The sequence below is a fragment of the Crossiella sp. S99.2 genome (genome assembly GCF_023094165.1).
Lineage (GTDB): Bacteria > Actinomycetota > Actinomycetes > Mycobacteriales > Pseudonocardiaceae > Crossiella.
Genome location: NZ_JALMDK010000014.1, coordinates 102,428 through 125,933, shown reverse-complemented (window position 1 = coordinate 125,933; position 23,506 = coordinate 102,428). Strand labels below are relative to the sequence as shown.

General features: G+C 68.2%; 22 protein-coding genes and 2 pseudogenes. 15 read left to right on the top strand and 9 right to left on the bottom strand.

What is annotated here, in order from left to right:
* Positions 1–14 precede the first annotated feature (14 nt).
* The gene (locus MZC64_RS38520; protein ID WP_247764618.1) at positions 15–638 is read left to right on the top strand and encodes a response regulator transcription factor; all 624 of its coding nucleotides are present in this window, start codon (positions 15–17) and stop codon (positions 636–638) included.
* A gap of 4 nt (positions 639–642) precedes the next feature.
* On the opposite strand, the gene MZC64_RS38515 is transcribed toward MZC64_RS38520, so the two are convergent.
* Positions 643–1,662: an SAM-dependent methyltransferase gene (locus MZC64_RS38515; RefSeq protein WP_247764617.1), complete on the bottom strand. Its 1,020-nt coding sequence runs from the start codon at positions 1,660–1,662 to the stop codon at positions 643–645.
* A gap of 113 nt (positions 1,663–1,775) precedes the next feature.
* On the opposite strand from MZC64_RS38515, the gene MZC64_RS38510 reads away from it, so the two are divergent.
* The 10 genes from MZC64_RS38510 (at position 1,776) to MZC64_RS38465 (ending at position 11,647) form a co-directional block, all read left to right on the top strand.
* Positions 1,776–2,357, top strand: a complete 582-nt coding sequence (locus MZC64_RS38510) for a DUF1707 domain-containing protein (RefSeq protein WP_247764616.1) — start codon at positions 1,776–1,778, stop codon at positions 2,355–2,357.
* Between the two features lie 73 nt (positions 2,358–2,430).
* Positions 2,431–2,988, top strand: coding sequence for a CGNR zinc finger domain-containing protein (locus MZC64_RS38505; RefSeq protein WP_247764615.1), 558 nt, complete (start codon positions 2,431–2,433; stop codon positions 2,986–2,988).
* 53 nt (positions 2,989–3,041) lie between these two features.
* Positions 3,042–3,731: a haloacid dehalogenase type II gene (locus MZC64_RS38500; protein WP_247764614.1), complete on the top strand. Its 690-nt coding sequence runs from the start codon at positions 3,042–3,044 to the stop codon at positions 3,729–3,731.
* Positions 3,728–5,083 carry an MmgE/PrpD family protein gene (locus MZC64_RS38495; RefSeq protein WP_247764613.1) on the top strand — a complete coding sequence of 452 codons (1,356 nt, stop codon included), beginning with the start codon at positions 3,728–3,730 and terminating at the stop codon, positions 5,081–5,083. The genes MZC64_RS38500 and MZC64_RS38495 overlap by 4 nt, the downstream gene beginning before the upstream one ends.
* Before the next feature lie 26 nt (positions 5,084–5,109).
* The gene (locus MZC64_RS38490) at positions 5,110–6,240 is read left to right on the top strand and encodes a class I SAM-dependent methyltransferase (RefSeq protein WP_247764612.1); all 1,131 of its coding nucleotides are present in this window, start codon (positions 5,110–5,112) and stop codon (positions 6,238–6,240) included.
* Between the two features lie 92 nt (positions 6,241–6,332).
* Positions 6,333–7,322 carry an LLM class flavin-dependent oxidoreductase gene (locus tag MZC64_RS38485; RefSeq protein WP_247764715.1) on the top strand — a complete coding sequence of 330 codons (990 nt, stop codon included), beginning with the start codon at positions 6,333–6,335 and terminating at the stop codon, positions 7,320–7,322.
* A gap of 142 nt (positions 7,323–7,464) precedes the next feature.
* On the top strand, positions 7,465–7,944 hold the full coding sequence (locus tag MZC64_RS38480; RefSeq protein ID WP_247764611.1) for a hypothetical protein: 480 nt from the start codon (positions 7,465–7,467) through the stop codon (positions 7,942–7,944).
* Between the two features lie 480 nt (positions 7,945–8,424).
* Positions 8,425–9,141 (top strand): TetR/AcrR family transcriptional regulator, encoded by a 717-nt coding sequence (locus tag MZC64_RS38475; RefSeq protein WP_247764610.1) that lies wholly within the window; start codon positions 8,425–8,427, stop codon positions 9,139–9,141.
* Positions 9,138–10,013, top strand: coding sequence for a M24 family metallopeptidase (locus tag MZC64_RS38470; RefSeq protein WP_247764609.1), 876 nt, complete (start codon positions 9,138–9,140; stop codon positions 10,011–10,013). The genes MZC64_RS38475 and MZC64_RS38470 overlap by 4 nt, the downstream gene beginning before the upstream one ends.
* Complete coding sequence (locus MZC64_RS38465; RefSeq protein WP_247764608.1) at positions 10,010–11,647, top strand: CocE/NonD family hydrolase; 1,638 nt, start codon at positions 10,010–10,012, stop codon at positions 11,645–11,647. The genes MZC64_RS38470 and MZC64_RS38465 overlap by 4 nt, the downstream gene beginning before the upstream one ends.
* Here MZC64_RS38465 and MZC64_RS38460 read toward each other — a convergent pair.
* The 7 genes and pseudogenes from MZC64_RS38460 to MZC64_RS38435 all read right to left on the bottom strand — a co-directional run bounded on the left by MZC64_RS38460 (position 11,619) and on the right by MZC64_RS38435 (position 16,703).
* A complete protein-coding gene (locus MZC64_RS38460; RefSeq protein ID WP_247764607.1) occupies positions 11,619–12,866 on the bottom strand; it encodes a TetR/AcrR family transcriptional regulator in 1,248 nt (415 codons plus the stop codon). The two genes, MZC64_RS38465 and MZC64_RS38460, sit on opposite strands and share 29 nt — an antisense overlap.
* A gap of 74 nt (positions 12,867–12,940) precedes the next feature.
* Positions 12,941–13,591, bottom strand: a pseudogene (locus MZC64_RS38455) (enoyl-CoA hydratase-related protein); the annotation flags it as partial.
* 19 nt (positions 13,592–13,610) lie between these two features.
* A pseudogene (locus MZC64_RS49210) lies at positions 13,611–13,775 on the bottom strand (enoyl-CoA hydratase-related protein); the annotation flags it as partial.
* Between the two features lie 27 nt (positions 13,776–13,802).
* Positions 13,803–14,633, bottom strand: coding sequence for an SDR family NAD(P)-dependent oxidoreductase (locus MZC64_RS38450; RefSeq protein ID WP_247764606.1), 831 nt, complete (start codon positions 14,631–14,633; stop codon positions 13,803–13,805).
* Between the two features lie 5 nt (positions 14,634–14,638).
* The gene (locus MZC64_RS38445; protein WP_247764605.1) at positions 14,639–15,058 is read right to left on the bottom strand and encodes a MaoC/PaaZ C-terminal domain-containing protein; all 420 of its coding nucleotides are present in this window, start codon (positions 15,056–15,058) and stop codon (positions 14,639–14,641) included.
* Positions 15,055–15,513: a MaoC family dehydratase N-terminal domain-containing protein gene (locus tag MZC64_RS38440; protein WP_247764604.1), complete on the bottom strand. Its 459-nt coding sequence runs from the start codon at positions 15,511–15,513 to the stop codon at positions 15,055–15,057. Before MZC64_RS38440 ends, MZC64_RS38445 begins: the two co-directional genes overlap by 4 nt.
* 2 nt (positions 15,514–15,515) lie before the next feature.
* On the bottom strand, positions 15,516–16,703 hold the full coding sequence (locus MZC64_RS38435; protein ID WP_247764603.1) for a lipid-transfer protein: 1,188 nt from the start codon (positions 16,701–16,703) through the stop codon (positions 15,516–15,518).
* 123 nt (positions 16,704–16,826) lie between these two features.
* On the opposite strand from MZC64_RS38435, the gene MZC64_RS38430 reads away from it, so the two are divergent.
* Both MZC64_RS38430 and MZC64_RS38425 read left to right on the top strand, forming a co-directional pair.
* Entirely contained in the window at positions 16,827–18,404 is a 1,578-nt protein-coding gene (locus MZC64_RS38430) for a long-chain fatty acid--CoA ligase (RefSeq protein WP_247764602.1), read from the top strand.
* Positions 18,405–18,554: 150 nt separating this feature from the next.
* A complete protein-coding gene (locus MZC64_RS38425) occupies positions 18,555–19,748 on the top strand; it encodes a lipase family protein (RefSeq protein WP_247764601.1) in 1,194 nt (397 codons plus the stop codon).
* 970 nt (positions 19,749–20,718) lie between these two features.
* On the opposite strand, the gene MZC64_RS38420 is transcribed toward MZC64_RS38425, so the two are convergent.
* Entirely contained in the window at positions 20,719–21,078 is a 360-nt protein-coding gene (locus MZC64_RS38420) for a hypothetical protein (protein WP_247764600.1), read from the bottom strand.
* A 45-nt stretch (positions 21,079–21,123) separates the two neighbouring features.
* On the opposite strand from MZC64_RS38420, the gene MZC64_RS38415 reads away from it, so the two are divergent.
* Positions 21,124–22,062, top strand: a complete 939-nt coding sequence (locus tag MZC64_RS38415) for an IS481 family transposase (RefSeq protein ID WP_247764714.1) — start codon at positions 21,124–21,126, stop codon at positions 22,060–22,062.
* A gap of 131 nt (positions 22,063–22,193) precedes the next feature.
* Positions 22,194–23,429 (top strand): hypothetical protein, encoded by a 1,236-nt coding sequence (locus MZC64_RS38410; protein ID WP_247764599.1) that lies wholly within the window; start codon positions 22,194–22,196, stop codon positions 23,427–23,429.
* The last annotated feature ends 77 nt before the right edge of the window (positions 23,430–23,506 follow it).

The window sequence follows — 23,506 nt, the reverse complement described above, 5'->3', positions numbered from 1 at the left end:
ACGGGGAGAACGCTGTGGAAGCAATTCGCGTGGCGGTGTACGCACCTGATCCACTCACCGCCGCAGGCCTGTCCAGCACCCTGCGCACCCGTCCGGAGATGGCGGTCGAGGAGGGCCTGCAATCGCCGCGCTCGGACGCCAGAGTGGTCGTGGCCGACTCGCTCACCCCCGACCTGCTCTCCGTGCTGCGTCGCGCGGCGGCCAACGGCGGCGTGCCGGTGGTCCTGGTGGTCAACCAGCTCGACGAGTCCGAACTGCTCGCCGCGGTGGAATGCCGGGTGGTGGCGGTGCTGCCCAGGGCCGCGGCCACCGGTGACCGGCTGGTGCACAGCATCCGCGCGGCCGCCGCCGGCGGCGGGGTGCTGCCGCCCGCCATGCTCGGTGAGCTGCTCAAACACGTGGAGCGGCTGCAACGCGAACTGCTCGCGCCCAAGAGCATGAACGCCGCCGGGCTCAGCCCGCGCGAGGTGGACGTGCTGCGCCTGATGGCCGATGGCTGGGACACCGCGGAGATCGCCACCCAGCTCTGCTACTCCGAGCGCACCGTGAAGAACGTGATCTCCGGCGTCACCCAGCGGCTCAACCTGAAGAACCGCCCGCACGCGGTCGCCTACGCGCTGCGCGCCGGGATGATCTGAGCCCTCAGCCGAGCCTGCGCCCCACCACGGTGATCTCGTGCCGGTTGTGCTGCAACTGCCGGGCTTCCAGGATCTCGTAGCGCTGCCGCAGCCGATCGAGGGCCACCCGCACTGTGTCATAGGGCCGGTTGGTGCCGACCTTGAGCGTCACCACGCACAGCGCGCCGGGCAGCAGGCGCTCGGCGGCGTCCACCATCACCTGAGCGGAGAGCACCGCGTCCATCCGCATGTCGTTGACGGCCAGCGCGAACCGCTGCCGGGTGCGCTCGAAGAACCGGCCCGCGGTGGTGCGTTCGTGGTGCACCAGCGGATCGGCCAGCAGCCGCGGGTCCAGGTCGCCGGGGTCGACCGCCCACACCTCCAGGCCGCGCTCGCGCAGGATCCGGGTCCAGCCGCCAGGGCTCGCGCCCAGGTCCACCGCGGTCCCGCCGCGCGGCAGCGGCAGGTCGACCAGTTTGAACAGCTCCTCCAGCTTGAACTCGGCCCGGCAGATCTGCCCGGCTGGCTTGGCCAACCGAACCCTGCCTCCCGGCCAGTCGCTGAGCGCGTGCGCGGTCCCGGCGAGGCCCAGTGACACGTGCGCGTCCGAGATCACCGCCGACAGCACCTGCCCGGCCCCGGACCGGCGGACCGGGAAACCCTGCTCCGCCAACGCTTTCCCGAGTTCGGTGTACAGCTCCTGGGAACCGTAGGCCACCGCCCGCTTACCGCTCACCCACGCCTGCACGGCCACCTCGGCCCCGGCGTCCAGCCGCTCGGCGAGCAGCGGGCCGGCTGCCGCGGTCAGCGCGTCCAGAGAGGCATCGGCCGCGGGCAGCCGCAGCAGCTCCTCGGTGAGGTGCCGCACGAACACCACCGGTTTGGCCCGCGCCGCGTCCGCGATCTCCGCCAGCGTGCCGTCGGTGGTCAGACAGCCCAGGTCAGGGCCGATCCGCTCGACCTTCCCGCCCGGCGCCAGCTCCCGCAGCCCGCGCGAGGCGGCCGCGAAGTACTCCTCCGAGGCCGAGAACAGCACCCGCGTCACCCGTGCTCAACTCCCACCAGACGATCCACCCGCCCAGGCTAACCGGCGGCCTGGCAGCCGTCGCCCGGAGCAGGCATCCTCGAACTCGGCGACCAGACATCCGGGGGGAAGTCATGTCCATGCCTGACGAGTCGGCCGAGGTGTCGGACAACGAGCGAGAACACCTCATCAGGCTGTTGCAACAGGGAGTCGGGCTGGGGCTGCTCAGCCTGGACGAGTGCACCGAACGGACCGAGAAGGCCCTGCGCGCGCACAACCGCGACCAGCTCCGCGCCGTGCTGCTGGACTTGCCGGAACTCGCCGCCCAGGTGATCGACGTGGCGAAACCGGTCGAACTGGAGGTCGTCGGCGGCCGGCTGATCCGGCAGGGCCGGTGGACGGTGCCGGGGCGCCTGCGCGTCCAGGCCTGCCGGAGCCAGGTGGTCCTGGACTTCACCCAGGCCGAATTGCTGCGCCCGATCGTCCGGCTGGAGCTGCGGCTGGACCGCTCCGCCGCCCGGCTCACCGTGCCCAGGGACATGGCGGTGCACACCGACGAGATCAAGGCGACGACCTGGGAACTGACCGACCGGACCCGCCTGACTCAGCCGGCGACCCGGCGCCTGGTGCTCTCCGGTGAGGTGAGCCGCGGCATGCTCGAGGTCCTGCCCGCCCAACGGAGCCTGTTCCAGCGGATCTGGCACTCGATGACCTGACGCCGCTCGGCCGATGTCAGCTCTATACTAGGCTGAACTACTGATAGTCCAGTCGTGCTGATGGGGAGTGTCCATGGCCCTGAGTGATTACACCGGGCGGGCCGTGCTGACCGCGGTCGACCTGGTCAACAGCCAGCAGGTGCTGACCGGGCAGGACACCCTGACCGCCGAGGCCGAGCTGGCCGGACTGCTCGGCGCCCGCGGCTGGGTGCTGGACCGGCCCCTGGTCACGACCGACCTGGAGCGGCTGCGCGCGCTGCGGCCCCGGCTGCGGTTCGTCTTCGGCGGCACCCCGGTGCGCAAATCGGTCGAGGACCTCAACGCGCTGCTGCGCGAGCTGGGCGCACAACCGCAGCTCACCGACCACGACGGCGGCTGGCACTGGCATTACGTCCGGCCGAGGGCGCCGCTGGCCGAGCGGGTGGCCACCACCTGCGTGGTCGCGCTGCTGACGGTCATCGCCGACGGTGGCGCGGCCCGGTTGCGGATCTGCGAGGGCACGGGCTGTGGCAACGTCTTCGTCGACGCCTCCCGCCCCAACTCCCGCCGCTTCTGCGACACCAAGGGCTGCGGCAACCGCGCGCACGTCACCGCCTACCGCGAGCGCCGCAAGCAGCGCAGCCCAGAATGACAGTAGTATGAAGTCATTGACTGATGACGTCAGTCCTACCTACTGTCATGGGTATGGCTCTTAACACTGCTGTCCGGCTGGTCACCTTCGACACCTACGGCACGTTGATCGACTGGGACTCAGCCCTGCGCGCCCAGTTCGCGAAGTTGTTCGCCGCCAACGGAATCGAACTGGACGTCGGGGAGTTCCAGCACCGCTGGTACCACCGGCACGCGCTGCCCGCGGTGTCCGGCCCGTTCCAGCGCTACCGCGAACTGCTCGCCACCACCGCCGCGGCGGCCCTGGCTGAAGACGGAATCGTGCTGCCGCAAGCGGATCTGGCCACCCTCGGCGACGCGATGGCCCAGGCGGACCCCTTTCCGGACACCGTCCCGGTGCTCGCCGAGTTGCGCCGCCACCTCCCGCTGGCCACGATCTCCAACAGTCAGCAGGACATCATCGAGGTCAGCGCGCGCACGCTGGGCGACCCGTTCACGCACGTCATCACCGGCGAGGTGGTCGGGGCGTACAAACCGCATCCCGCCCTGTTCGAGCTGGTGCTGGAACGCGCGGGGGTGCGGCCGCACGAGGTGGTGCACGTGGCGCAGTCCCAGTTCGTCGACCTGCCCCGCTCGGTGCCGATGGGCATCCCGACGGTGTGGATCAACCGCCAGTCCCAGACCCGCCACCCGGACACCCCGGAACCCGCCGCCGAGTTGCCGGACCTGCGCGGTCTGCCCGCACTCCTGGGGTACGCCCGATGACGCCGACCCAGCAACTCCTCGACGCCCTCACCGCCTTCGCCCCCGACCGGCTGCCCGCCGAGGTCCTCGCCCAGGCCGGCACCGCCCTCTATGACTGCCTCGGCGCCCAGCTCGCCGCCACCTCCGGCCAGTACCCGATCATGCCGTTGCTGGCCCGGCTGGTCCGCGAGACCGGCGGCACCCCCGAGTCCCGCCTGGTCGGATCCTCCTTACGTACCAACGCTGCCACCGCGGCGCTCGCCAACGGCACCCTGGCCTACTACTGCGACATCGAGAGCCACCACCCCGCCGCCAACGTGCACGCCATCGCCGTGATCGGCCCGGCGGCTCTGGCCGTCGGCGAACGTCAACACGCCACCGGCGCCGAGGTACTCGCCGCGATCGTGGCCGGCGTCGACATCGCCGCCCGGGTCAGCTACGCGCTGGGCCCCGGCGCGCAGTACGCCCGCGGCTTCCACCCGACCACGGTGGCAGGCACCCTGGGCAGCGCGGTCACCGCGGGTCTGTTGCTACGCCTGGACAACGACCGGTTCCGCAACGCACTGGGCCTGGCGGGCACCAGCGCGGGCGGCCTGCTGTCCTGGGTCGACGACCCGACCGAACAGTCCCGCCCACTCAACATCGGCCTGGCCGCCCAGGCCGGCGTGCAGGCGGCGCTGCTCGCCGCGACCGGGTTCCGCGGCCCGGCCGACATCCTCGGCGGCAAATACCCGTTCGGTCAGGCGTTCACCGGCCAGTGGGACCAGCACGCGCTGCTGGACGGCCTCGGCACCCGCCACGAGATCACCCGACTCTTCTACAAACGCAACGCCTGCTGCGTCTTCATCCCCGCCGGCCTGGACGCCCTGCTCGACATCATGGCCACGGAATCCCTGTCCCCACAAGACATCGACAAGATCACCATCCGCGCGCCCGAATCGTCCTACCGGGTCATCGACAACAACCCACTGCGCTCGCACAACGTCCAGTACGTCCTGGCCGTCGCCGCGCACCAGGGCCACGTCGCCTTCGCCGACATCCTCACCGACCGCCGCGCCGACCCGGATATCGCCGCCCTGTCCCACAAAATCACCATCACCGGCGACCCCGGATTCGACCGGCACGCCCACCAGTCCATTGGCTCAACCGTCCACCTCACCACCAACACCGGCGTCACCCACCACCGCGAAGTCGAGCACCCCCTGGGCAGTCACGAAAACCCACTGTCCACACAGGACCTGGACGACAAGTTCGCCGCCCTCACCGCCGGCATCCTCACCCCAGCCCAAGCCGTCGAACTCAAGTCCACGATCGACACCCTGCACACCCTCCCCGACATCAACAACCTCACCCGCCTGCTAGAACTGGGTTAGGGAAGCGACATCAGGGGGGAAACACCATGTCAACCGACCTCAGCCGACTCATCTCGGCCGCAGGTGGCCACCCGGCCGACCTCACCACCGTGATCAACGAGGTGGGCCCGCCCCGCTGCACCGAGATCGCCGCCGACGAAATCGCCTACCGCCTCGACCCACCCCGCCTGGACCCGGACACCACGATCGAGGTCCAACTCCACCTGTCCCACCACAACACCGCCACCGACCACCTGGTCACCATCACCGACGCAGGCGCCACCCACACCCAGGCCCGATCCGCCAACCCGCACGCCACCATCCACCAGGACCTGGGCGAACTGCTCCGCCAACTCCTGGGCCCCCGCAACGCCGCGGGCCCCGCCACCCGGCAGGTGGAACTCCGCGACTCCGGGAACATCGAGTCCTTCCGCCGCCCACCGGTCGCCTTCGCCGCCACCCAACGCCTGCTGGCCACCCTGGACCACCGCGACCAGCCCACCCTGACCGAACTGGCCAGCCGCCACGAGTCGGACAAATGGGGAATCCACCAGTACACCCAGCACTACCCGCGCTACCTCGAACCGCTGCGCGACCGCCCGCTGACTGTCCTGGAGATCGGCATCGGCGGCTTCGACAACCCCACCGCGGGCGGCGCCTCCCTGCGCATGTGGAAGCACTACTTCCCGCGCGCCACCATCTACGGCGTCGACGTGCACGACAAGACTCCCCATGCCCAGCAACGCATCCACATCCTGCGCGCCGACCAGTCCGACCCCCAGGCCCTGCAGGAGGTCGTGGCCCGGACCGGCCCGCTGGACATCGTCATCGACGACGGCAGCCACCAGAACGCCCACGTGCTGACCACCTTCCACACCCTGTTCCCGCACGTCCGCGACGGCGGCTACTACGCGATCGAGGACCTGCAGACCTCCTACTGGCCCCGTTTCGGCGGCACCAGCGAGGACTTCACCTCCCCACACACCAGCCTCGGCTTCCTCAAAACCCTGGTAGACGGCCTCAACCACGAGGAAGTCCTGACGTCAAGCCCCCGCGATCGCGCCCCTACCGACCGGTCGGTAAGAAGCCTGCACTTCCACCACAACCTGGCGGTCATCGAGAAGGGCGTGAACCTGGAGGGCGGCGGCCCGGACTGGGTCCGCTACGGCCCCCGGTAAGCCCCCGGTGTCGTTGACCACCCCCACCCACCCCACGGGAATCTCCCCAGCCCACCAGCGTTGTTCCCGACGTGACCAGCGGAACGCGTCCGATCCGGCTCTCCATCCTCGACCGGTCGAGCACCCGGCAAGGCCAGAGCGCCGCGCAGGCGTTGCGGGACACCGTGCGCTTCGCCCAGCAGGCCGAAGAACTGGGCTACCACCGGTTCTGGGTGTCCGAGCACCACAGCGTCCCCGGCCTGGCCGGTTCGGCGCCCACGGTGCTCGCCGCGGCCATCGCGGCCGCCACCGGCACCATCCGGGTCGGCACCGGCGGCGTCATGCTGCCCAACCACCAGCCCCTGGTCGTCGCCGAACAGTTCGGCGTCCTGGAAGCCCTCTTCCCCGGCCGCATCGACATGGGCCTGGGCCGCTCAGTCGGCTTCACCAACGGCGTCCGCCGCGCCCTTGGCCAGGACAAGGAAGCCGCGGACACCTTCACCACCCGCCTGACCGAACTACTCGGCTACTTCACCGGCGACCAGCAAGTCCACCCCGGCGTGCACGCCCACCCCGGCGAGGGCCTACCGATCTCCCCCTTCATCCTCGCCACCGGCGCCGGCGCGGACCTCGCCGCCACCTTCGGCCTCCCCCTGGTAGCCGGCGGCCCCCGGGCCACCGAAGCGATCACCCGCTACCGCACCAACTTCCGCCCCTCCACCTGGTCCCCGCACCCTTACGTCATCGTCGCCGCCACCATCGCCGCGGCCGACACCACCGAACAGGCCCGCCGCCTACTGCTCCCCGAAGCCTGGTCCACCGCCCATTCCCGCACCCACGGCGAGTTCCCGCCACTGCACACCCCAGCAGCCATCCTCGCCAAGCCGCTGACCCCACGCGAACGCACCCTGCTGGAGGAGGCCATGCGCGGCCAGCTCCACGGCACCCCCACCGAGATGGCCACCGCCCTGGAGGACCTGATCAACCGCACCGGAGCCGACGAGGTCCTGGTAACGCTGAGCACCCACAGCCGCGAGGACATGCTCAACTCCTACCGTCACCTGGCAACGGCAACCAGAAACAACGCGACAAGTACGCGCTAGGCGGCGCCATAGTCGACTTCGCTCTGGTCCGGTGGCGGGACGCGCCGTGGTTGCTGCTCGCGCTGGAAGGACCGCACATCACACTGATCGCGGGCACCATGAGCTACCCGAACGTGCTGACCCTTCGCCGCCGCCGGCCGGAATGCCGAACTGGACGGCCTTCCAACGTTCCTGCTACCCGGTGCTCCCGGCCCCGATGGCCTGGGCGATCACCCGGGAGTTCGCCAGTCTCGCCGCGGTGCTCCGCCTGCTCCCGGACTGCCTCGTGCCGTGGTCCGGGCACGACGTGGTGGCGGTGGTGCCCTTGCGCGGCAACATGATCACCGGCAACGAGCGACAGGGCGCCCACCCGGAACTCGACCTGGCCGAGGGAAGGTTGGTCCTGCCCAACGGCCGGGGCACAACCTCTCTGGTCATCCGGCCGGCCGCACCGGTCCGGGCACGGCTGGGACGGCGCATCGGACCGGCGCGGGTCATCCCTCTCGGTGTTGATGATCCGCGTGCCTTCCGGCGCGCCGCCGCCGAGTCCGGCAAGGATGCAGGCCAGGTGCAGGCGCAGGCCCCAGAAGAATCGGGAGTGACTGGAGCAGTAACCGTAGCCAGCCCATCCTGCCAGTTCTGACCGTGTGGCCGTTTCGCGGGAGCGGGCGCACTCCACCGGGGTGGAGTCGACCACCCAGGTTGTATCGGTCCACAGGTCGGTGTCGGCGGCGAGTGTGCGGATGAGATGTCTGAGCAGCGGGACGGCGTTGGGTAGGCGCTTGTTGTAGCCGGATTGCTGGGGCAGGTAAGGAAAAGCTCCGGGCAGCTGCCGGGGCAGGAACCGGAGCCAGCGGGCTTCGGAGCGGATGCCGAGCAGGGCTTGGGCCACGGCCAGGGTGAGCAGTTCGGCGTCGGTCAGCCGGGGTGAGCTCGATGGCGGGGTCAAGAGAGCGAGGTCCACGGCGGAGTATCCGCGCGGCGGCGAAGCCACCGTGGCAGCCGCGGGCCTGCGCCACCGTGGATTGGTCGAGCACGCGTCCGGCAAGTCTTGGACCTGCAGAAAGGTTCATAGTAGAACGTCATACTATTAATGTAACGTGATTCTTGTTAGCGTCCTGGTATGCACACCGTCGAGACGACCTCCCGCCAGGACCGGCGCAAGGCCAGAACCAGGGCGCGGATCATCGACGCGGCCGAGGGGTTCTTCGCCGCGGCCGACGCGGACGCCGCGACCATCGCGCGTATCGCGCAGGCGGCCGATGTCGCGGTGGCGACGGTGTATCAGCACTTCGCGGGTAAGGACGAGCTGCACCTCGCCGTGGTGGAGCGCGCGCTGGAGCGCAATGAGCAGCACATGATGGCCGTCTACCTCGCCGACGCGCCGCCGCTGGACAAGCTGGTCGACTCGGTCGGCGCGTACCTCGCGTTCTACCTGACCTCGCCTCCGCTGTTCCGGCTGATCGCGCTGCGGCAGGGAGTGCTGAGCGACGAATCCGCCGACAACCCGGTCGCGGTGATGCTGGCCGAGCGGGTGGACCGGATGACCCGGGCGCTGGCCGGCGTGGTCGAGGCCGGGGTCGCCGACGGTTCCTTGCGCACTGTGTCGCCGACGGACACCGCACGGTTCCTGTGGGGCTCGATGAACGGTGTGATCGCGCTCGCGCAGCGGCCCGACCGCTTGCGGTTGTCCCACGACGAGTTGCTGGCCACGTTGTCGCAGGGCGTCGACATCCTTCTCGCCGGATTGGTCGCCGACCCGGACAACCGGCTGCCCGACGCGGTCCGGGAAGTGATCACCCGTGCCGCCGAACTTCACCGCCCCGAGGGGGAGTCATGACCATGTCCCGCTTCACCTCCACGCCGCTGGCCCGCGCACTGTCCCGGTTGCCTTCCTCCTCGACCCGGCCGCCGTCGGCCGTCGATGTGGAGGCGTTCGGCCGGGCCCAGCGGCTCGCGTTCGGCTGCGCCCAGGCCTGCGCCAAGGAGATGCGAGTCGGCTGGACCGAGGGCCGGACGGCGAAGTGGATGTTCGACTACCTGCACGACCACGGCGTCCGTTCCTTCCTGCACAAGCCGATCGTCGCTTTTGGCGACCGGACCCTGGCGCACGACGACCATTGGGGACCGCCGAACGGCCCTGGCCTGACGCTCAAGGAGGGTGACGTGGTCATCCTCGACTGCGCGCCCGTGCTGGAGGGCTACACCGGCGACATCGCCTACACCCTCGCCGTCGGCGATCATCCGGGGCTGGACGCGGCCCGGGATTTCCTCAGCGAGATCCGCGCGGAACTGCCCGAGCGGATCATGGACCCGGCCACCTCGGCGACGATCTTCGACTGGGTCGACAAGCGCATCCGCGACGCGGGGTACGAGAACGGGGCCGGCGGCTACGGCGAGCACATCCTGGGGCATCGGGTGTACAAGCACGGCAAGTTCTTCACCAGGCACGCCGGGTTTCCCCCGCAGCGGTTCTTCGGCCACTTCCTGAGCTGGCACGGCGCGGGCTTCCTGCTCAACACGGCGCGCCACGCGATCAACCCCGAGGTGCTCAACGTCAACCACCGCGGACTCAAGACCGGGGTGTGGGCCGTCGAGCCGCACCTGAGGGTGGACGGCTGGGGCTGCAAGTTCGAGGAACTCCTTGTCGTGCAACCGGATCGGGCCTACTGGCTCGACGACATCAGCCAGGAACGGATCGTGATCGAATGACGTTGCAGGGCCGAATCGTCGAGCGGGTGCTGACCCTGCCTCCGGCGGTGACCCGCACCGTGAAGGTGACGAGGGATCTGCGGATTCCGACGCCGGACGGGGTGGAGCTGCTGGCCGACCTGTACACGCCGAGCCGAGTGCCGGGCGCACCGACGGTTCTGATCCGCACGCCGTACGGGCGGCGCGGCATGGTCAGCCGGCTCACCTCCGTCGGTTTCGCCGAGCGCGGGTATCAGGTGCTGGTGGCCACCTGCCGCGGCACGGACGGATCCGGTGGCGTCTTCGACCCGTTTCGGCACGACGAAAAAGACGGAATATCCACATTGGACTGGCTGGAAAACCAGCCGTGGCACAACGGACATGTGCTGACCTTCGGCCCAAGCTATCTCGGCTATGTGCAGATGGCGCTCGGGCCGTCCGCGGGCGACCGGATCACCGCGATGATGCCCGTGATCTCCACTTCCGGCGTTCGCGATCTCTGGTACGGCGGCGGCTCGTTCGAACTGGCGGCGCTGCTGGCCTGGACCGCACGGATGGTGACACTGGAACGCGTCCGCAACCCGTTGAAGGCCGATGTGCTGGAGTTGAAGGGTGACAAGCGGGCACGCAGGGCGACAAGTCACCTCCCACTGTCCGATGCGGACGATCTGGGTACCGGCAAGCGCGTGGACTGGTGGCAGTCCTGGCTTCGCACCGGCAGCGAGGGTGACCCGTACTGGGGGCCGGAACGTGAGCACCGCGCCAGGGCCGGTGAGATCACCGCACCGACGCATCTGTTCGGCGGCTGGCACGACGTGCTGCTTCCCGGCCAGCTCGCCGACTACGCGGCGATGCGCGCGGCCGGACGCTCGCCGTTCCTGACCATCGGGCCGTGGCTGCATGTGTCGACCGAGTTGTTCGGCGCCGCGATGCGCGAGGCGCTGGAGTGGTTCCCCGCGTACCTCACCGGGAAGAATCCGCGCACGCGGCCGGTGCGGTTGTTCGTGCAGGGCGCCGAAGAATGGCGGGACTACACCGAGTGGCCACCTGCCGGTGGCACCGAGCGGAACTGGCACCTGCGGCCGGGCGGCGGCCTGACCCGCGAGCCCACCGCGGACGCCGGACCGGACCGATTCCGCTACGACCCGGCCGATCCGACGCCGACCGTCGGCGGTCCGCTGCTGGACCCGCGCACCGGCGGCAGCAAGGACAACACCGCACTGGAAGCGCGGCCGGACGTGCTGACCTACACCGGCAACCCACTGGCCGGCCCGGTCGAGGCGATCGGCCCGGTGTCGGCCACGATCAAGGTGCGCACCAGTGGCCCGCACGCCGACCTGTTCGTCCGGCTGTGCGATGTCGACCGTGACGGCCGATCAGTCAATGTGTGCGAGGGGATCCAGCGGCTCTGCCCGGACAAGCACCCCGCCGACGTCGGAGGAGTACGCACAGTCGAGGTCGCACTGTGGCCGACCGCGTACCGATTCAAGCCCGGCCACCGGCTACGCGTGCAGGTCTCCGGCGGAAGCTTCCCCCGCTACGCCCGCAACACCGGCACCGGCCAGCCACTTGCCACCGCCGTCGAACTGCGTGCCGTCGACTACGAGATCCTGCCCGGTTCCACGATCACGATGCACACGATGGGAGTCGAATAGCGTTGTCGGTGGGCGAGCCGAGGAGCACGCGGGTACAGACGGTGTGGAGCGGCAGGGCGGAAGCGGGATCGCCGCGCAGGTGCGGGGTTCGGGCGGCGTCGTTGGCGACCGACAGCGCGGCGTGCACCCGAATCCGGGCCGTGGTGGGGTCGAGGTCCGGTTGCGCGGAGGTCAGCAGATGGACCCATTCGCTGACGTAGTCGTGCTGGATGTGCCGGGTGTCGTGTCGCTCGCTCTCGGGCAGGTTGCCGACTTCGGTGATCATCAAGTCCACGAGGTCGTGATGCCGGTGAGTGAAGCGCAGGTAGGAACGGACCAGGCGGTTGAGCGCTTCGGCCGGATCGCCGGTGGTGCTGTAGATGTGGGTGAGGTCGGTGAACAGGACGGCCGTGCCGCGCCGCAATGCGGCGACGAGCAGGTCGCTCTTGTTGGAGAAGTGGTTGTAGACGCTGGCTCCGGTGATACCGACCGCCGCACCGATGTCCTCGATGCCGACCCCGGTATAGCCCTGTCGGGCGAACATCCGGATGGCTTGGGCCAGCAGCGCTTCGCGGCGGGATCGTGGCACGAGGCCCGGTCCTCCGGCGACCTCCGTGGACCGCGGGGCGCTGTCCTCGGCCGGCGGGGTGTCCGGTGCCGGGGTGGTCACGACGAGTTCGACGAGGTGCGCCAAGAGGTGGTCGTAGTCCGGCCGGGGTAGTTCGAGACGGTGGAAGGACGTGCTGGTGAGCACCGCGATGGTCGACCAGGCCAGAAGATCGGCGGTGGCGGCCGACAGTTCGGGGCGGGCGGCGCGGAGCCGTTCGGCCAGAATGTGGCCGAAGTCGCGCAGTTCGGTCCGCAGGGCCGCGTGGTCGTCCGGGTTCATGTGGCGGGCTTCGCGTTGCCACAGCACGCCGAGCTCGCGGTGATCCAGGGCGAGCGCGGCCAGTCGCGGCAGGGCGGTGGGACGGTGCCTCAGGTCCAGGCCGGTGATCAGGTCGCGGATCGGCGTGATGCCCTCGGCGATGACCGCGCGCAGCATGTCCTGTTTGCCGGTGAAGTGCCGGTACAGGGCTGAGGGGCCGATCGCGACGGCGTCGGCGAGGTCGCCCATGCCGATCCGGTCGTATCCGACGCGGAAGAGCAGATCCGTCGCGGCCGCGATGAGCTGGGCGCGACGGTTACGGGGACGGGTGCCCCGTCGCGCGGCCTGGGGTGCGGCGCGGTCGAGGGTCATGGTCGGTCGGTCTCCTCTGTGCGGTGTCCGCTGCCGGGTCCGATCAGCCTAGATCGAAGAACCAAGAACGCGTTTCAGCCGTGCCTCGGATCGTCGGCGGGGGCGCGGTCGGCGGCGAAGTCCGGCTGCCGACGATCAAGGAACGCGGCGACGCCTTCGGCGCAGTCGGGCCGCGCGGCGAGGATCGTGATGGCCCTGCTCTCCGCGTCCGAGGCACTGATCAGGTCCGACGCCGGGGTACGCAGCAGCTGCCTGGTCACCGCGACCGCCTGTGGAGAGCAGCGGGCCGCCAGTGCGGTGGCGTAGTCCGTGGCGGTGGTGAGCACCTGGTCGGCAGGCAGGACCCTGGACACCAGGCCCGCCGCCCCTGCTTCGGCGGCATCGAAGGTCCGCCCGGACAGCAGCCAATCCGCCGCTCGCGAGGGCCCGACCAATCTCGGCAGCAGATGGGTCGACCCACCTTCCGGGCACACCCCGAGCCTGGTGAACGGAAACCCGAACCGGGCCGACTCCGCGGCGAACCGCACATCGGCGGCCAGGATGATGGTCGTGCCGCCGCCGACCGCGTCGCCGTTGACCGCCGCCACGATCGGCACCCGCATGGCGTTCATCGCCAGAGTGATCCGGCCGGCCGGCTCGCGGTAGTTCGGATCGGTGTAGCCGCCGTCTCGGACCATCAGGTCGTGAATGGCGCTGGGGCCGTCGGTCAGATCGGCGCCGACGGAGAACGACCGGCCGGGCGCCGGTGAGGATGACCGCGCGGACGCCGGGGTCGGCGTCGCAGGCTCGCAGTGCGCTCACGAGGTCGTCGGCGAAGGTGCGATCCAGCGCGTTGTACCTGCCGCGGTCCAGGGTCAGCGTGGCGACGCCTGCTTTGTCGACGCGGTGCACGATCCCGGCCTCAGTCATGGCGGTTCCTCTTCAGCATGGTGTTCCTCAGATCATGAATCCGCCGCCGCAGACCAGAGTCTGCGCGCTGACGTAGTCGGATTCGGGGATGCACAACAGATAGACGGCTCCGGCGGCTTCTTCGGGGGTGCCGCCGCGGCCGAGCGGGATCAGCTGTTCCATCGCGGCGAGCAGCTGCGGGTTCACCCCGACCTTGATCTCCTGGCCTGCGACGTCGATGGTGCCGTCCCCGTCGGCGGGGGCTTCGGTGAGCCGGGTTTTGATCATGCCAAACGCGACGGTGTTGACGGTGACGTTGTAGCGGCCCCACTCCTTGGCCAAGGTCTTGGTCAGGCCGGTGATGCCGGCTTTCGCGGCCGCGTAGTTGACCTGGCCCGCGTTACCGCCCAGGCCCGCGATCGAGGAGATGTTGACGACCTTGCGGCACGGCACCGGCTCCCCGGCTCGCGTGGCCTTCTTGACGGCGGCGGAGATGACCGGCTGGGCGGCGCGCAGAACCCGGAAAGGCGCTTTCAGATGGACGTCGAGGATGGCGTCCCACTGCTGGTCGGTCATCTTCTGGATGACGGTGTCCCAGGTGTAGCCTGCGTTGTTGACGACGATGTCCAACCCGCCGAAGGCGTCCACGGCGGTGGCGACGAACCGTTCGGCGAATCCGTCTTCCGTGACGCTGCCGGTGCACGCCACGGCGTGACCGCCGGCCGCCTCGATCGCGGCGACAGTGTCCTTCGCGGGAGTGTCATCGAGGTCGTTGACCACGATCGAGGCGCCGTCGGCGGCGAGTTTGCGGGCGATCTCCCGGCCGATTCCCCGGCCCGAACCGGACACGATCGCGACCTTGCCGTTCAGTTTTCCCATGTTTGTCAAGCCTTTCCGGTTGATGGATCGAGGGCGACGACGGCGTCGCCGGTCAGGGTGGTGGTGCCGTCGGCGAGGGTCACGGCCAGCTCGATGGTGGCCAGGCCGTCGTCGACGGCGGTGACGGTGCCGGTACAGCTCGGCCGGCCGTGGACCGGGGTGATCGCCGCGAACCGCACCCGGTAGGAGCGGATCTGGCGTTGCGGCACCCAGTTCGTCAGCAGCCGGCCGAGGTAGGCCATGGACAGCATCCCGTGGGCGAACACGTCGTCCAGCCCGGCGGAGCGGGCGACGTCGAGGTCGATGTGGATCGGATTGTGGTCGCCGGAGGCGCCCGCGAACAGGGCCAGTGTGGTTCGCGAGATCGGCGCGAGCCGCAGTGGCGGGAGTGCGGTGCCGACCGCGATATCGGGGGTGAAGGTCATGGCCGGGCCTCCGGGTCACGGACGATGATCACGGTGCTCGCCTCGGCGAGCAGGTCGCCGTCGCGGGTGATGTCGGTCTGTTTGATCAGAAACTGCAGGGCGCCGCCCTTCTTGCTGTACACGTCGACGATCCGCGGTCGCAGGGTCAGCGTGTCGCCGGCGCACGCCACGGCGTGATAAGTGAAGGACTGTTCGCCGTGCAGCACCTGCCGCAGGTCGACCCCGAGTTCGCTCAGGTAGCGCAGTGGCTCGGGCGTCTCGAGTTCCAGGCTGAACAGGAACGTCGGCGGAATCGGCAGGTCGGGGTAGCCCGCCCGGCGGGCGGAGTCCACAGCGGAGTAGATCGGGTCGTTCTCGCCGATGGCCTGTGCGAACAACCGAAGCCTGCCGCGTTCGACCGTCGTGGTGATCGGCGGGAATGCCCACGCCTTGGCCTTGTCCGGGTCGATCGGCATGCTCAGCCCACCTTTGCGTAGAGGGTCACGACCGCGGCGCCACCGAGGCCGATGTTGTGTTGCAAGGCGACGGTCACGTCGTCGACCTGGCGGGCTTGCGCCTGGCCACGCAACTGCCACACCAGTTCCGCGCACTGTGCGAGCCCGGTCGCCCCGAGTGGGTGTCCCTTGGACAGCAGCCCGCCGGAGGGATTGGTCACGACCCGTCCGCCGTAGGTGTTGTCGCCGTCGCGGATGAACTTCTCCGCCGTGCCCTCGGGGGTGAGCCCGAGCGCCTCGTAGGTCAGCAGTTCGTTGGTGGTGAAACAGTCGTGCAGCTCGACCACCCGGATGTCCTCCGGGCCGACCCCGGAGGATTCGTAGACCTGCGCGGCGGCGGCCTTGGACATGTCGTAGCCCACGACGGTGCGCATGTCGGCCTTGTCGAAGGTCGAGGGGAAGTCGGTGGTCATCGCCTGCGCGGTGATCGCGACATCGGTCCGCGCGCCGTGCCGTCGGGCGAAGTCCTCGCTGCACAGCACCGTCGCGGCCGCGCCGCAGGTCGGCGGACAGCATTGCAGCCGGGTCAGCGGACCGTAGATCGGCGGGGAAGCCAGCACCTCCTCCACGGTGACCGGGTCGCGGAACACCGCGTACGGGTTGTTGGCCGCGTGCCGTCGGGCCTTGACCGCGATCTGGGCGAAGGTGTCCTCGGCCAGGCCGTATTCCTGTGCGTACGCGGTGCCCGCGCCCCCGAAGTACTGCGCCGCGAACGGCGCGTCGGACACACCCTGGATGCCGTGCGCGACCGTGGTGAACCGGTCGAACGGGCTGGGCCGGTCTTGCCACCGCATCGTCAGCGCGCCGCGCTGCATCTGCTCGAAACCCAGTGCGAGGACGCAGTCGGCCGCGCCGCTCTCGATGGCCTGCCGCGCGAGGAACAGCGCCGTCGACCCGGTGGAGCAGTTGTTGTTGACGTTGATGATCGGGATACCCGACCGGCCCAGCCCGTAGAGGGTGGCCTGGCCGCAGGTGGAGTCGCCGTAGACGTAACCCGCGTACGCCTGCTGCACCCGGCCGTAGTCGATACCGGCGTCGGCCAGTGCCGCTCGTGCCGCTTTTTCGCCCATCACGTCGTAGGACTCGCTGTTGCGTGGCGTCGCGAACGGGACCATGCCCACGCCAGCCACGAGCACTCGTCGACTCATCATCGCCCCAGTGTGCACTATCGAGTATTCACTTAGAAGACTCTGACGCTTGACATCAGGGACTTTCAAGCCCATTGTGGCCCGCAACACGCTTCTGAAAGTTCACAACTGGCGATCGTTCGGTCCGTGGAGGAGCGGCAGAAGGGATGGAGTGACGTGTACCTGACCCAGAGCCTGCACAGGGCCGTGCAGCAGACACCGGACGCCGTGATGACGGTCTACGGCGACCGCCGGCGCACTACCACCGAGGTCGCCGAGCGGGTGGCCAGGTTGGCCGGAGCGCTGCGCGGCCTGGGCGTCGGTGACGGCGATCGGGTCGCGATGCTGTCGCTGAACTCCGACCGCTACCACGAGTACCTGCTCGCGGTGCCCTGGGCCAACGCCGTGGTCAACCCGGTGAACGTTCGGTGGAGCCCGGCCGAGATCGTCTACTCGCTACGGGATTCCCAGACGACGGTGCTGTTGGTCGACGACACGTTCGCGGCGATGCTGCCCGCGCTGCAGCAGGCTTACCCCGAGTTGACGACGGTGATCCACACCGGGGAGGGGCCCACCCCGGCGGGCCTGCTCGCCTACGAGGACCTCATCGCCGAAGCCGCGCCGATCGCGGATGCCCGCCGCGGCGGCGCGGAGCTGGCCGGAGTGTTCTACACCGGCGGCACGACCGGGTCACCCAAGGGCGTGATGCTCAGCCACACCAACCTGCTGACCTCCGCCCTCGGCGCGATCGCCAGTGGCCACATCTTCGCGGCCGGCGCCCGCTACCTGCACGCGGCTCCCATGTTCCACCTCGCCGACCTCGCCGGTTGGGCGGCCGCCTCCGCGGTGGGCGGCACCCACGTGATCATCCCGAATTTCTCCCCGATCGGAGTCATGCACGCCATCCAGCGGTACCAGGTCACCGACACCCTGCTGGTTCCGGTGATGATCCAGATGGTGATCGATCATCCCGAGCTCGCCGACTACGACCTGTCCAGCCTGCGTGCCGTGGCCTACGGCGCGTCACCGATCCCGCAGGCGGTGCTGGAGCGGGCGATGAAGGCGTTCCCGAACGCGTCGCTGACCCAGCTCTACGGCATGACCGAGCTGTCTCCGATCGCGACCGTGCTCAGCCCGGCGGAGCACCAGCAGACGCACCTGCTGCGCTCGGCCGGACGCGCCGCGCCGCACAGCGAGATCCGGATCGTCGACCCGGACGACAACGACGTCCCCTGCGGCGAAGTCGGGGAGATCGTCGTCCGCGGCGCGCACGTGATGCTTGGTTACTGGAACAAACCCGCCGAGACCGCGGCCGCCGTCCGCGATGGCTGGATGCACACCGGTGATGGCGGCTACCTGGACAAGGAGGGCTACCTGTTCGTGGTCGACCGGATCAAGGACATGATCGTCACCGGCGGGGAGAACGTCTACTCCGCCGAGGTCGAGAACGCCCTCGCGCATCACCCCACCGTCGCCGCCTGCGCCGTCATCGGTGTCCCGGACGAAGAATGGGGCGAACGGGTACACGCCGTCATCGTGCTCAAGCCTGGAGAGCAGGCCACGGCCGAAGAGATCCGCACCCATGTCAAGACGGTGATCGCCGGCTACAAAGCGCCCCGCAGCATCGAGTTCGTCACCGAACTCCCCGTCTCCGGCGCCGGCAAGATCCTCAAACGCGAGCTGCGCAAAACCTATTGGGGTACTCAGGATCGCCACGTGCACTGACCCCTGACCGCCGTCTGAATCCTTGATCACCCTCGTGATGGGAGTCGCCGCATGCCACCCCGGCAAGCCCAGGTGCTGACGGATCCCTCGCGGACTCGGTCCAGGAAGGTCCCCGCGCCACGACGCCGCTGGCCCGGGCCGCGCACGGCCGTGATCGCGACGCTGGCCTTGGCGGCCCTCGCGCCCGGCGCGGCGTCCGCCGCCGGACTGGTGCCACCCCCGCCCGCGCAAGATCCCTTCTACGCGGTGCCGGCGAACATCGGCGGCCTTGCCAACGGCACCGTGCTGGACTCTCGGCCGATCGTGGCCACCGCGCTCAGCGTGCCCATCGCGGCGCACGCCTGGCAGGTCAAGTACAAGACGATCGACCAGCGCGACCAGCCCAGCGCGTTCGTCACCACGATCCTGGTCCCGTATGCACCCTGGCACGGCGGCGGGGCGCGTCCGGTGCTGTCGTACCAGACCGCGGAGGACGCCGTCGGCTCGCAATGTGCCCCGTCCTACGCCCTGCGTGCCGGGCTCGCGGCCGGGGTCGCCAACGGCGCGGAGACCCCGATCATCGCCGAGGCCGTCGCGCGAGGCTTCACCGTGGCCGTGCCCGACTACGAAGGCCCGCGGTCGGACTTCCTGGGCGCGCACGGCGCGGCGCACGGCGTACTCGACGGCATCCGGGCGGCCCGGAACTTCGCGCCGGCCGGCATCAGCGCCGGCGCGCCGATCGGGCTGATGGGCTACTCCGGCGGGTCGATGGCCACCGACTGGGCCATCCAGGCGCAACCCACCTACGCACCCGACCTGACCTTGGCCGGCGCGGCCTCCGGCGGCACGGTCGCCGACACCAAAACCACGATGCTGCACTTCAGCGGCAAGGTCTACGGCGGCGCGCTGGCGGTCATCTTCGCCGGCCTGGACCGTTCCTACCCGCGGAACGATGTCCTGCGATACCTCAACGCGACCGGCCAACGTGCGGTCGCCGCCAGCCAGTCGGCCTGCCTGCTCGACGCCGTCGCGCGGTACCCGTTCGTCAGTGTCCAACGCTGGGGCGCGCACCCGGACATCCTGGCGGACCCCGGTCTGACCGCGGCGTTCGCCGAGGCCAGCCTGCTCGATTCTCCCGGCACACCCACGACCCCGGTGCTGTTCTACCACTCGCTTCTCGACGAACTCGCACCCATCGGGGCGATGCGTCAACTCGCGGCCCGCTACTGCGCCAAGGGAGTCACCGTGCACACCGTCGAATCCTTCGCGGGCGAGCACGCCGGCTACGCCGTCACCGGAGCACCCACCGCACTCGACTACTTGGCCGACCGCTTCGCCGGTAAACCCGCCCCCAACGACTGCTGAGGACACCCACGTCAGCACAAGGCAGAGTCTTCGACCGGATCTCGAACCGCCGGTGATCAGCAGGAAGTACCACTGCGGATACTCGCGCGAGAGCAGGGACCGAGTCGGCTGGCGATCGCGACGCAGGCGGCCCTGAATCAACACCTGAGGTGGGCCAGAACCCCCGAATATGCCGATGGCCTGGCGTCTTGTCTAACGCCAGGCCAACGACTCACAACTACGTAGCGTAAAAACCGCAGATAGAAAGCGACTAAAACTCCTATGTGGAGCTGAGAGGATTCGAACCCCTGCCCCCACACTGCCAGGTTGGCGGTCAGGACTCGGTCCCCTCAAACCACGCTGGAACGCATGGGGCACAAGGGGACACCGATGACGACTGCCCACACATCATCGACTCGGTGATCGAGCAGACACTGGGGAAGCCGTAGCACTGGAAACAAGGCGACGACTGGATCTGATGCAGTAGACCGTGCTCCCCAACCGCTCCCCGAAACGACAGATGGCCTACCGATGAAGATCATCGGTAGGCCATCTAGCCAGGTGTAACCCGTGGTGGGCGATACTGGGATCGAACCAGTGACCCCTTCGGTGTGAACCAAGGACGACATAGTGTGCCGACCTGCGGAAATGCAACTTCCGCAGGTCGGCGCAGGTCCGTTCAGGGTCGGTGGATGCAGTTCAGGACCGTTCAGCGCTTGTGTTTGCTCCCAATCTGCTCCCCATCGTGCTCCCCGACAGCACAAGACTCTGACCTGCGGCAACGTTCACCCTGACCCCCGCACTGCCAGCGTAGGTGGATCACGCCTCTGAACAGCCAAAACAGAGCGTCTGCTGGTGTAGCAGTTCCGGCAAGTGCCGTTGCATACCATTCGACGGCGTTTGACTCGTTCCCTGCGGAGCCACTGCTCCAGGTTTGCTCCAGGTTGGGCCGTAGCTCCAAGGGCCAGGCCAGCTGAACACCAAGTCCCGTTCACAGCACGTAGTTCGACCACTCGGTTTCGAGGACGCCGACCTCAGTTTCTCGCTCCTGGTAGAAGCCGTGCTTGTGCCCTGCCCGGTCCCAGTGGCGCGGAAGCCTGCGAACATCCGGTTGCTCGTACATGTCCGCGAACCCCCATGATCGGCGACCACGCAGGAGTTCCAGGCTCCGGTACGGGGTCGACGTGCTGTTGGGCATGGGCAGGAAGACGAGGTGCCGCACGTCCGGTCGACGGGAGTGGCGCGTGGGGTGCGTGACGACGATGCTCTCGAACGGGTGCTCCAGGACGAGAACCCAGTCACCATTCGGGATCAGGTGTGTCAATGAAAAACTGACGGAGATGCTTGACACCGGGGTCTCAAGATCACTAGGGAGACCCGGGTGAGTCAGCCCTCTCTGGACCGCCAGGTGCGTCGGCGCCTGGCGGTCCTGCGCCACGTCGAGGAAGTCACCGGCAATGTGGCCATGACCTGCCGCTACTTCGGGATCAGCCGCCCGACTTACTACACCTGGCTACGCCGCTACGAAGCCGAAGGCGTCGACGGGCTACGCGAGCGTTCCAAACGCCCCAGGACCAGCCCGAACGCCACCCAGGCCGGGGTTGTCGAGAAGATCGTCCACCTGCGGCAGAACTACCACTTCGGGCCCGGCAAGATCCAGATGTATCTCAAGCGCTACCACAACATCCAGCTCAGCAGGTCCGGTGTGTGGCGCATCCTCAACCGGCTCGACATGGGGCGCCTGCCAGCCTCCCAGCGCTATAAGCGGCGTGACCTGCGCTGGAAGCGCTACGAGAAGCAGCGCCCCGGCCACCGGGTCCAGATCGACGTCAAGTTCGTCGAACCCCTCACCTCGGCCGGCGCCCCCAAACCCGTTGGCAAGCGCGGCAAGTTCTACCAATACACCGCAATCGATGACTGCACCCGCCTGCGGGTGCTCAAGATCTATCCCCGCAACAACCAGAAGACCGCGGTGCAGTTCCTCGACCATGTCCTGGCCCAGTTGCCGTTCGCCGTCGAGGTCATCCAGACCGACAACGGTGCGGAGTTCCAGTCCGCCTTCCACTGGCACGTGCAGGACAAGGGCATCCAGCACGTCTACATCAAGCCCCGCACGCCGCGACTGAATGGGAAAGTCGAGCGGTCCCACCGCATTGACGCCGAGGAATTCTACCGCTTGCTCGATGGCGTGGTCATCGACGACACCAACATCTTCAACGCCCGTCTCCAGGAGTGGCAGGACTACTACAACTATCACCGACCGCATGGCGGCCTCGACGGCCAGACCCCTTATGAGAGACTTCTCCAGAAGACTCAGGCCCAGACCCCGGCGTAGTCGATCATCGTCAGCGGCACACCCTCACCGGCCAACCCGGAAACCGATCAGGCTAAACACATCACACGAGCTAGGTGACAGCCCTTAGACCCGCCGTTCGGGGTAGCGGCTCTGGCAACTAGCCTACTTGCGTGGACGAACCGCTGGCGATTTCGGCTGACCGGTACAAGTACTGGCAGATCGACTTTCAGACGGGAACGATCAAGATCGTTAGCCAGGACGACCAAGCCCTGGAAGAGGAACTGAATCCCAATTTCCGAGTACGACCCTCACAAGTCGCCGCTTCCATCTTCGACTGGGAGAAGTGGTGGATACTGTCGACTACCACTAGGGGCGACCTGATCATCACAGAAGGGTTCAATCCGAACTCTTCGCCGTCCCTGAACGGTCGACCATCCGTCTATCTGGATCAGAATCGATGGCGGACTGTCTCTGACGCGCTGCACGAACCGGATCGCGTGGATAACCCCAGCGAGCGCCGCGCTGCGCAAGATCTGATCCGACTGGCTACCGACGGTGGCATCATCCTGCCGTTGTCAATGGGGCACATGCTGGAGACAGCAGGCCTACACAGCGAGCGACGCTACGAAGTAGGCGTAGCCATGGCACGTCTAGCGGCTGGCTGGCAGATTCGGAACCCACTCGACATCTGGAAACACGAGGTCGAACTGGCAATTCGAGGTCACCTCGGACTCATGGAGGGTGCGCCCGTACTTCACCCCATCGTGACGGAGCCTGGCGCTCTCTTCGGCTCTGGTACGACCTTGGCCATCACTACCGAGACGTCTGACTTCGACAAATTCATGGCCATGCTGATCATGCCGAGTGTCGTGCTAGACACGCTTGTTGATCCCGAGCGTACTCCGAAGCACCCTCTTACGAAATGGGTCGACCATCATGCGCGCATCACGTCTCAGATTCGCGTTGAGAACGTCCCGAAGAATCAGCGTCGTCGGCTGGCTAGGCGCCGCTACTGGAACGAGAACATCGACTTCTACACGGCTGCTTACCAGCGACTGACGCGCTCAGCGGACTTCCCGTCGTTTAGCGATGGCCAGTTGGTCAGGTTGCTCTCGACTTCGCCTATGGTTGGACTGACATCCGAACTGTTTATTCGCCGATTCATAGACCACCAGGTCAAATGGCGTCGCAACGACCTTATCGACATGTTCCACCTCTCCAGCGCTGCCGCGTACGCCGACTACGTGTGCGCGGAGGCACACACCGGACGACAACTTCGCGATATCCAGCGAGCCCTAGGCCGGCGCGAAACTGTCTTCACGACACTCGACGACCTGGTTACGAAACTTCGCAGGGATGGCGCCAGGTCTCAGTCAGAGCGGTCCACGCACCCGCCGAGCCCTTGAAGGTCGAGGACACCCCCATCTCCGCATATGAGGACGTCGACTGAAGCCCGTCAAGGTATCTTCGCTCATTGCCGAGG

What these genes read in the sequence shown, in the direction of transcription:
- MZC64_RS38510 (WP_247764616.1), top strand. Translation starts at nt 1,776, where the DNA reads ATGTCCATGCCTGACGAGTCGGCCGAGGTGTCGGACAACGAGCGAGAA.
- MZC64_RS38505 (WP_247764615.1), top strand. Translation starts at nt 2,431, where the DNA reads ATGGCCCTGAGTGATTACACCGGGCGGGCCGTGCTGACCGCGGTCGAC.
- MZC64_RS38500 (WP_247764614.1), top strand. Translation starts at nt 3,042, where the DNA reads ATGGCTCTTAACACTGCTGTCCGGCTGGTCACCTTCGACACCTACGGC.
- MZC64_RS38495 (WP_247764613.1), top strand. Translation starts at nt 3,728, where the DNA reads ATGACGCCGACCCAGCAACTCCTCGACGCCCTCACCGCCTTCGCCCCC.
- MZC64_RS38490 (WP_247764612.1), top strand. Translation starts at nt 5,110, where the DNA reads ATGTCAACCGACCTCAGCCGACTCATCTCGGCCGCAGGTGGCCACCCG.
- MZC64_RS38480 (WP_247764611.1), top strand. Translation starts at nt 7,465, where the DNA reads ATGCCGAACTGGACGGCCTTCCAACGTTCCTGCTACCCGGTGCTCCCG.
- MZC64_RS38475 (WP_247764610.1), top strand. Translation starts at nt 8,425, where the DNA reads ATGCACACCGTCGAGACGACCTCCCGCCAGGACCGGCGCAAGGCCAGA.
- MZC64_RS38470 (WP_247764609.1), top strand. Translation starts at nt 9,138, where the DNA reads ATGACCATGTCCCGCTTCACCTCCACGCCGCTGGCCCGCGCACTGTCC.
- MZC64_RS38465 (WP_247764608.1), top strand. Translation starts at nt 10,010, where the DNA reads ATGACGTTGCAGGGCCGAATCGTCGAGCGGGTGCTGACCCTGCCTCCG.
- MZC64_RS38460 (WP_247764607.1), bottom strand. Translation starts at nt 12,866, where the DNA reads ATGACCCTCGACCGCGCCGCACCCCAGGCCGCGCGACGGGGCACCCGT.
- MZC64_RS38450 (WP_247764606.1), bottom strand. Translation starts at nt 14,633, where the DNA reads ATGGGAAAACTGAACGGCAAGGTCGCGATCGTGTCCGGTTCGGGCCGG.
- MZC64_RS38445 (WP_247764605.1), bottom strand. Translation starts at nt 15,058, where the DNA reads ATGACCTTCACCCCCGATATCGCGGTCGGCACCGCACTCCCGCCACTG.
- MZC64_RS38440 (WP_247764604.1), bottom strand. Translation starts at nt 15,513, where the DNA reads ATGCCGATCGACCCGGACAAGGCCAAGGCGTGGGCATTCCCGCCGATC.
- MZC64_RS38435 (WP_247764603.1), bottom strand. Translation starts at nt 16,703, where the DNA reads ATGATGAGTCGACGAGTGCTCGTGGCTGGCGTGGGCATGGTCCCGTTC.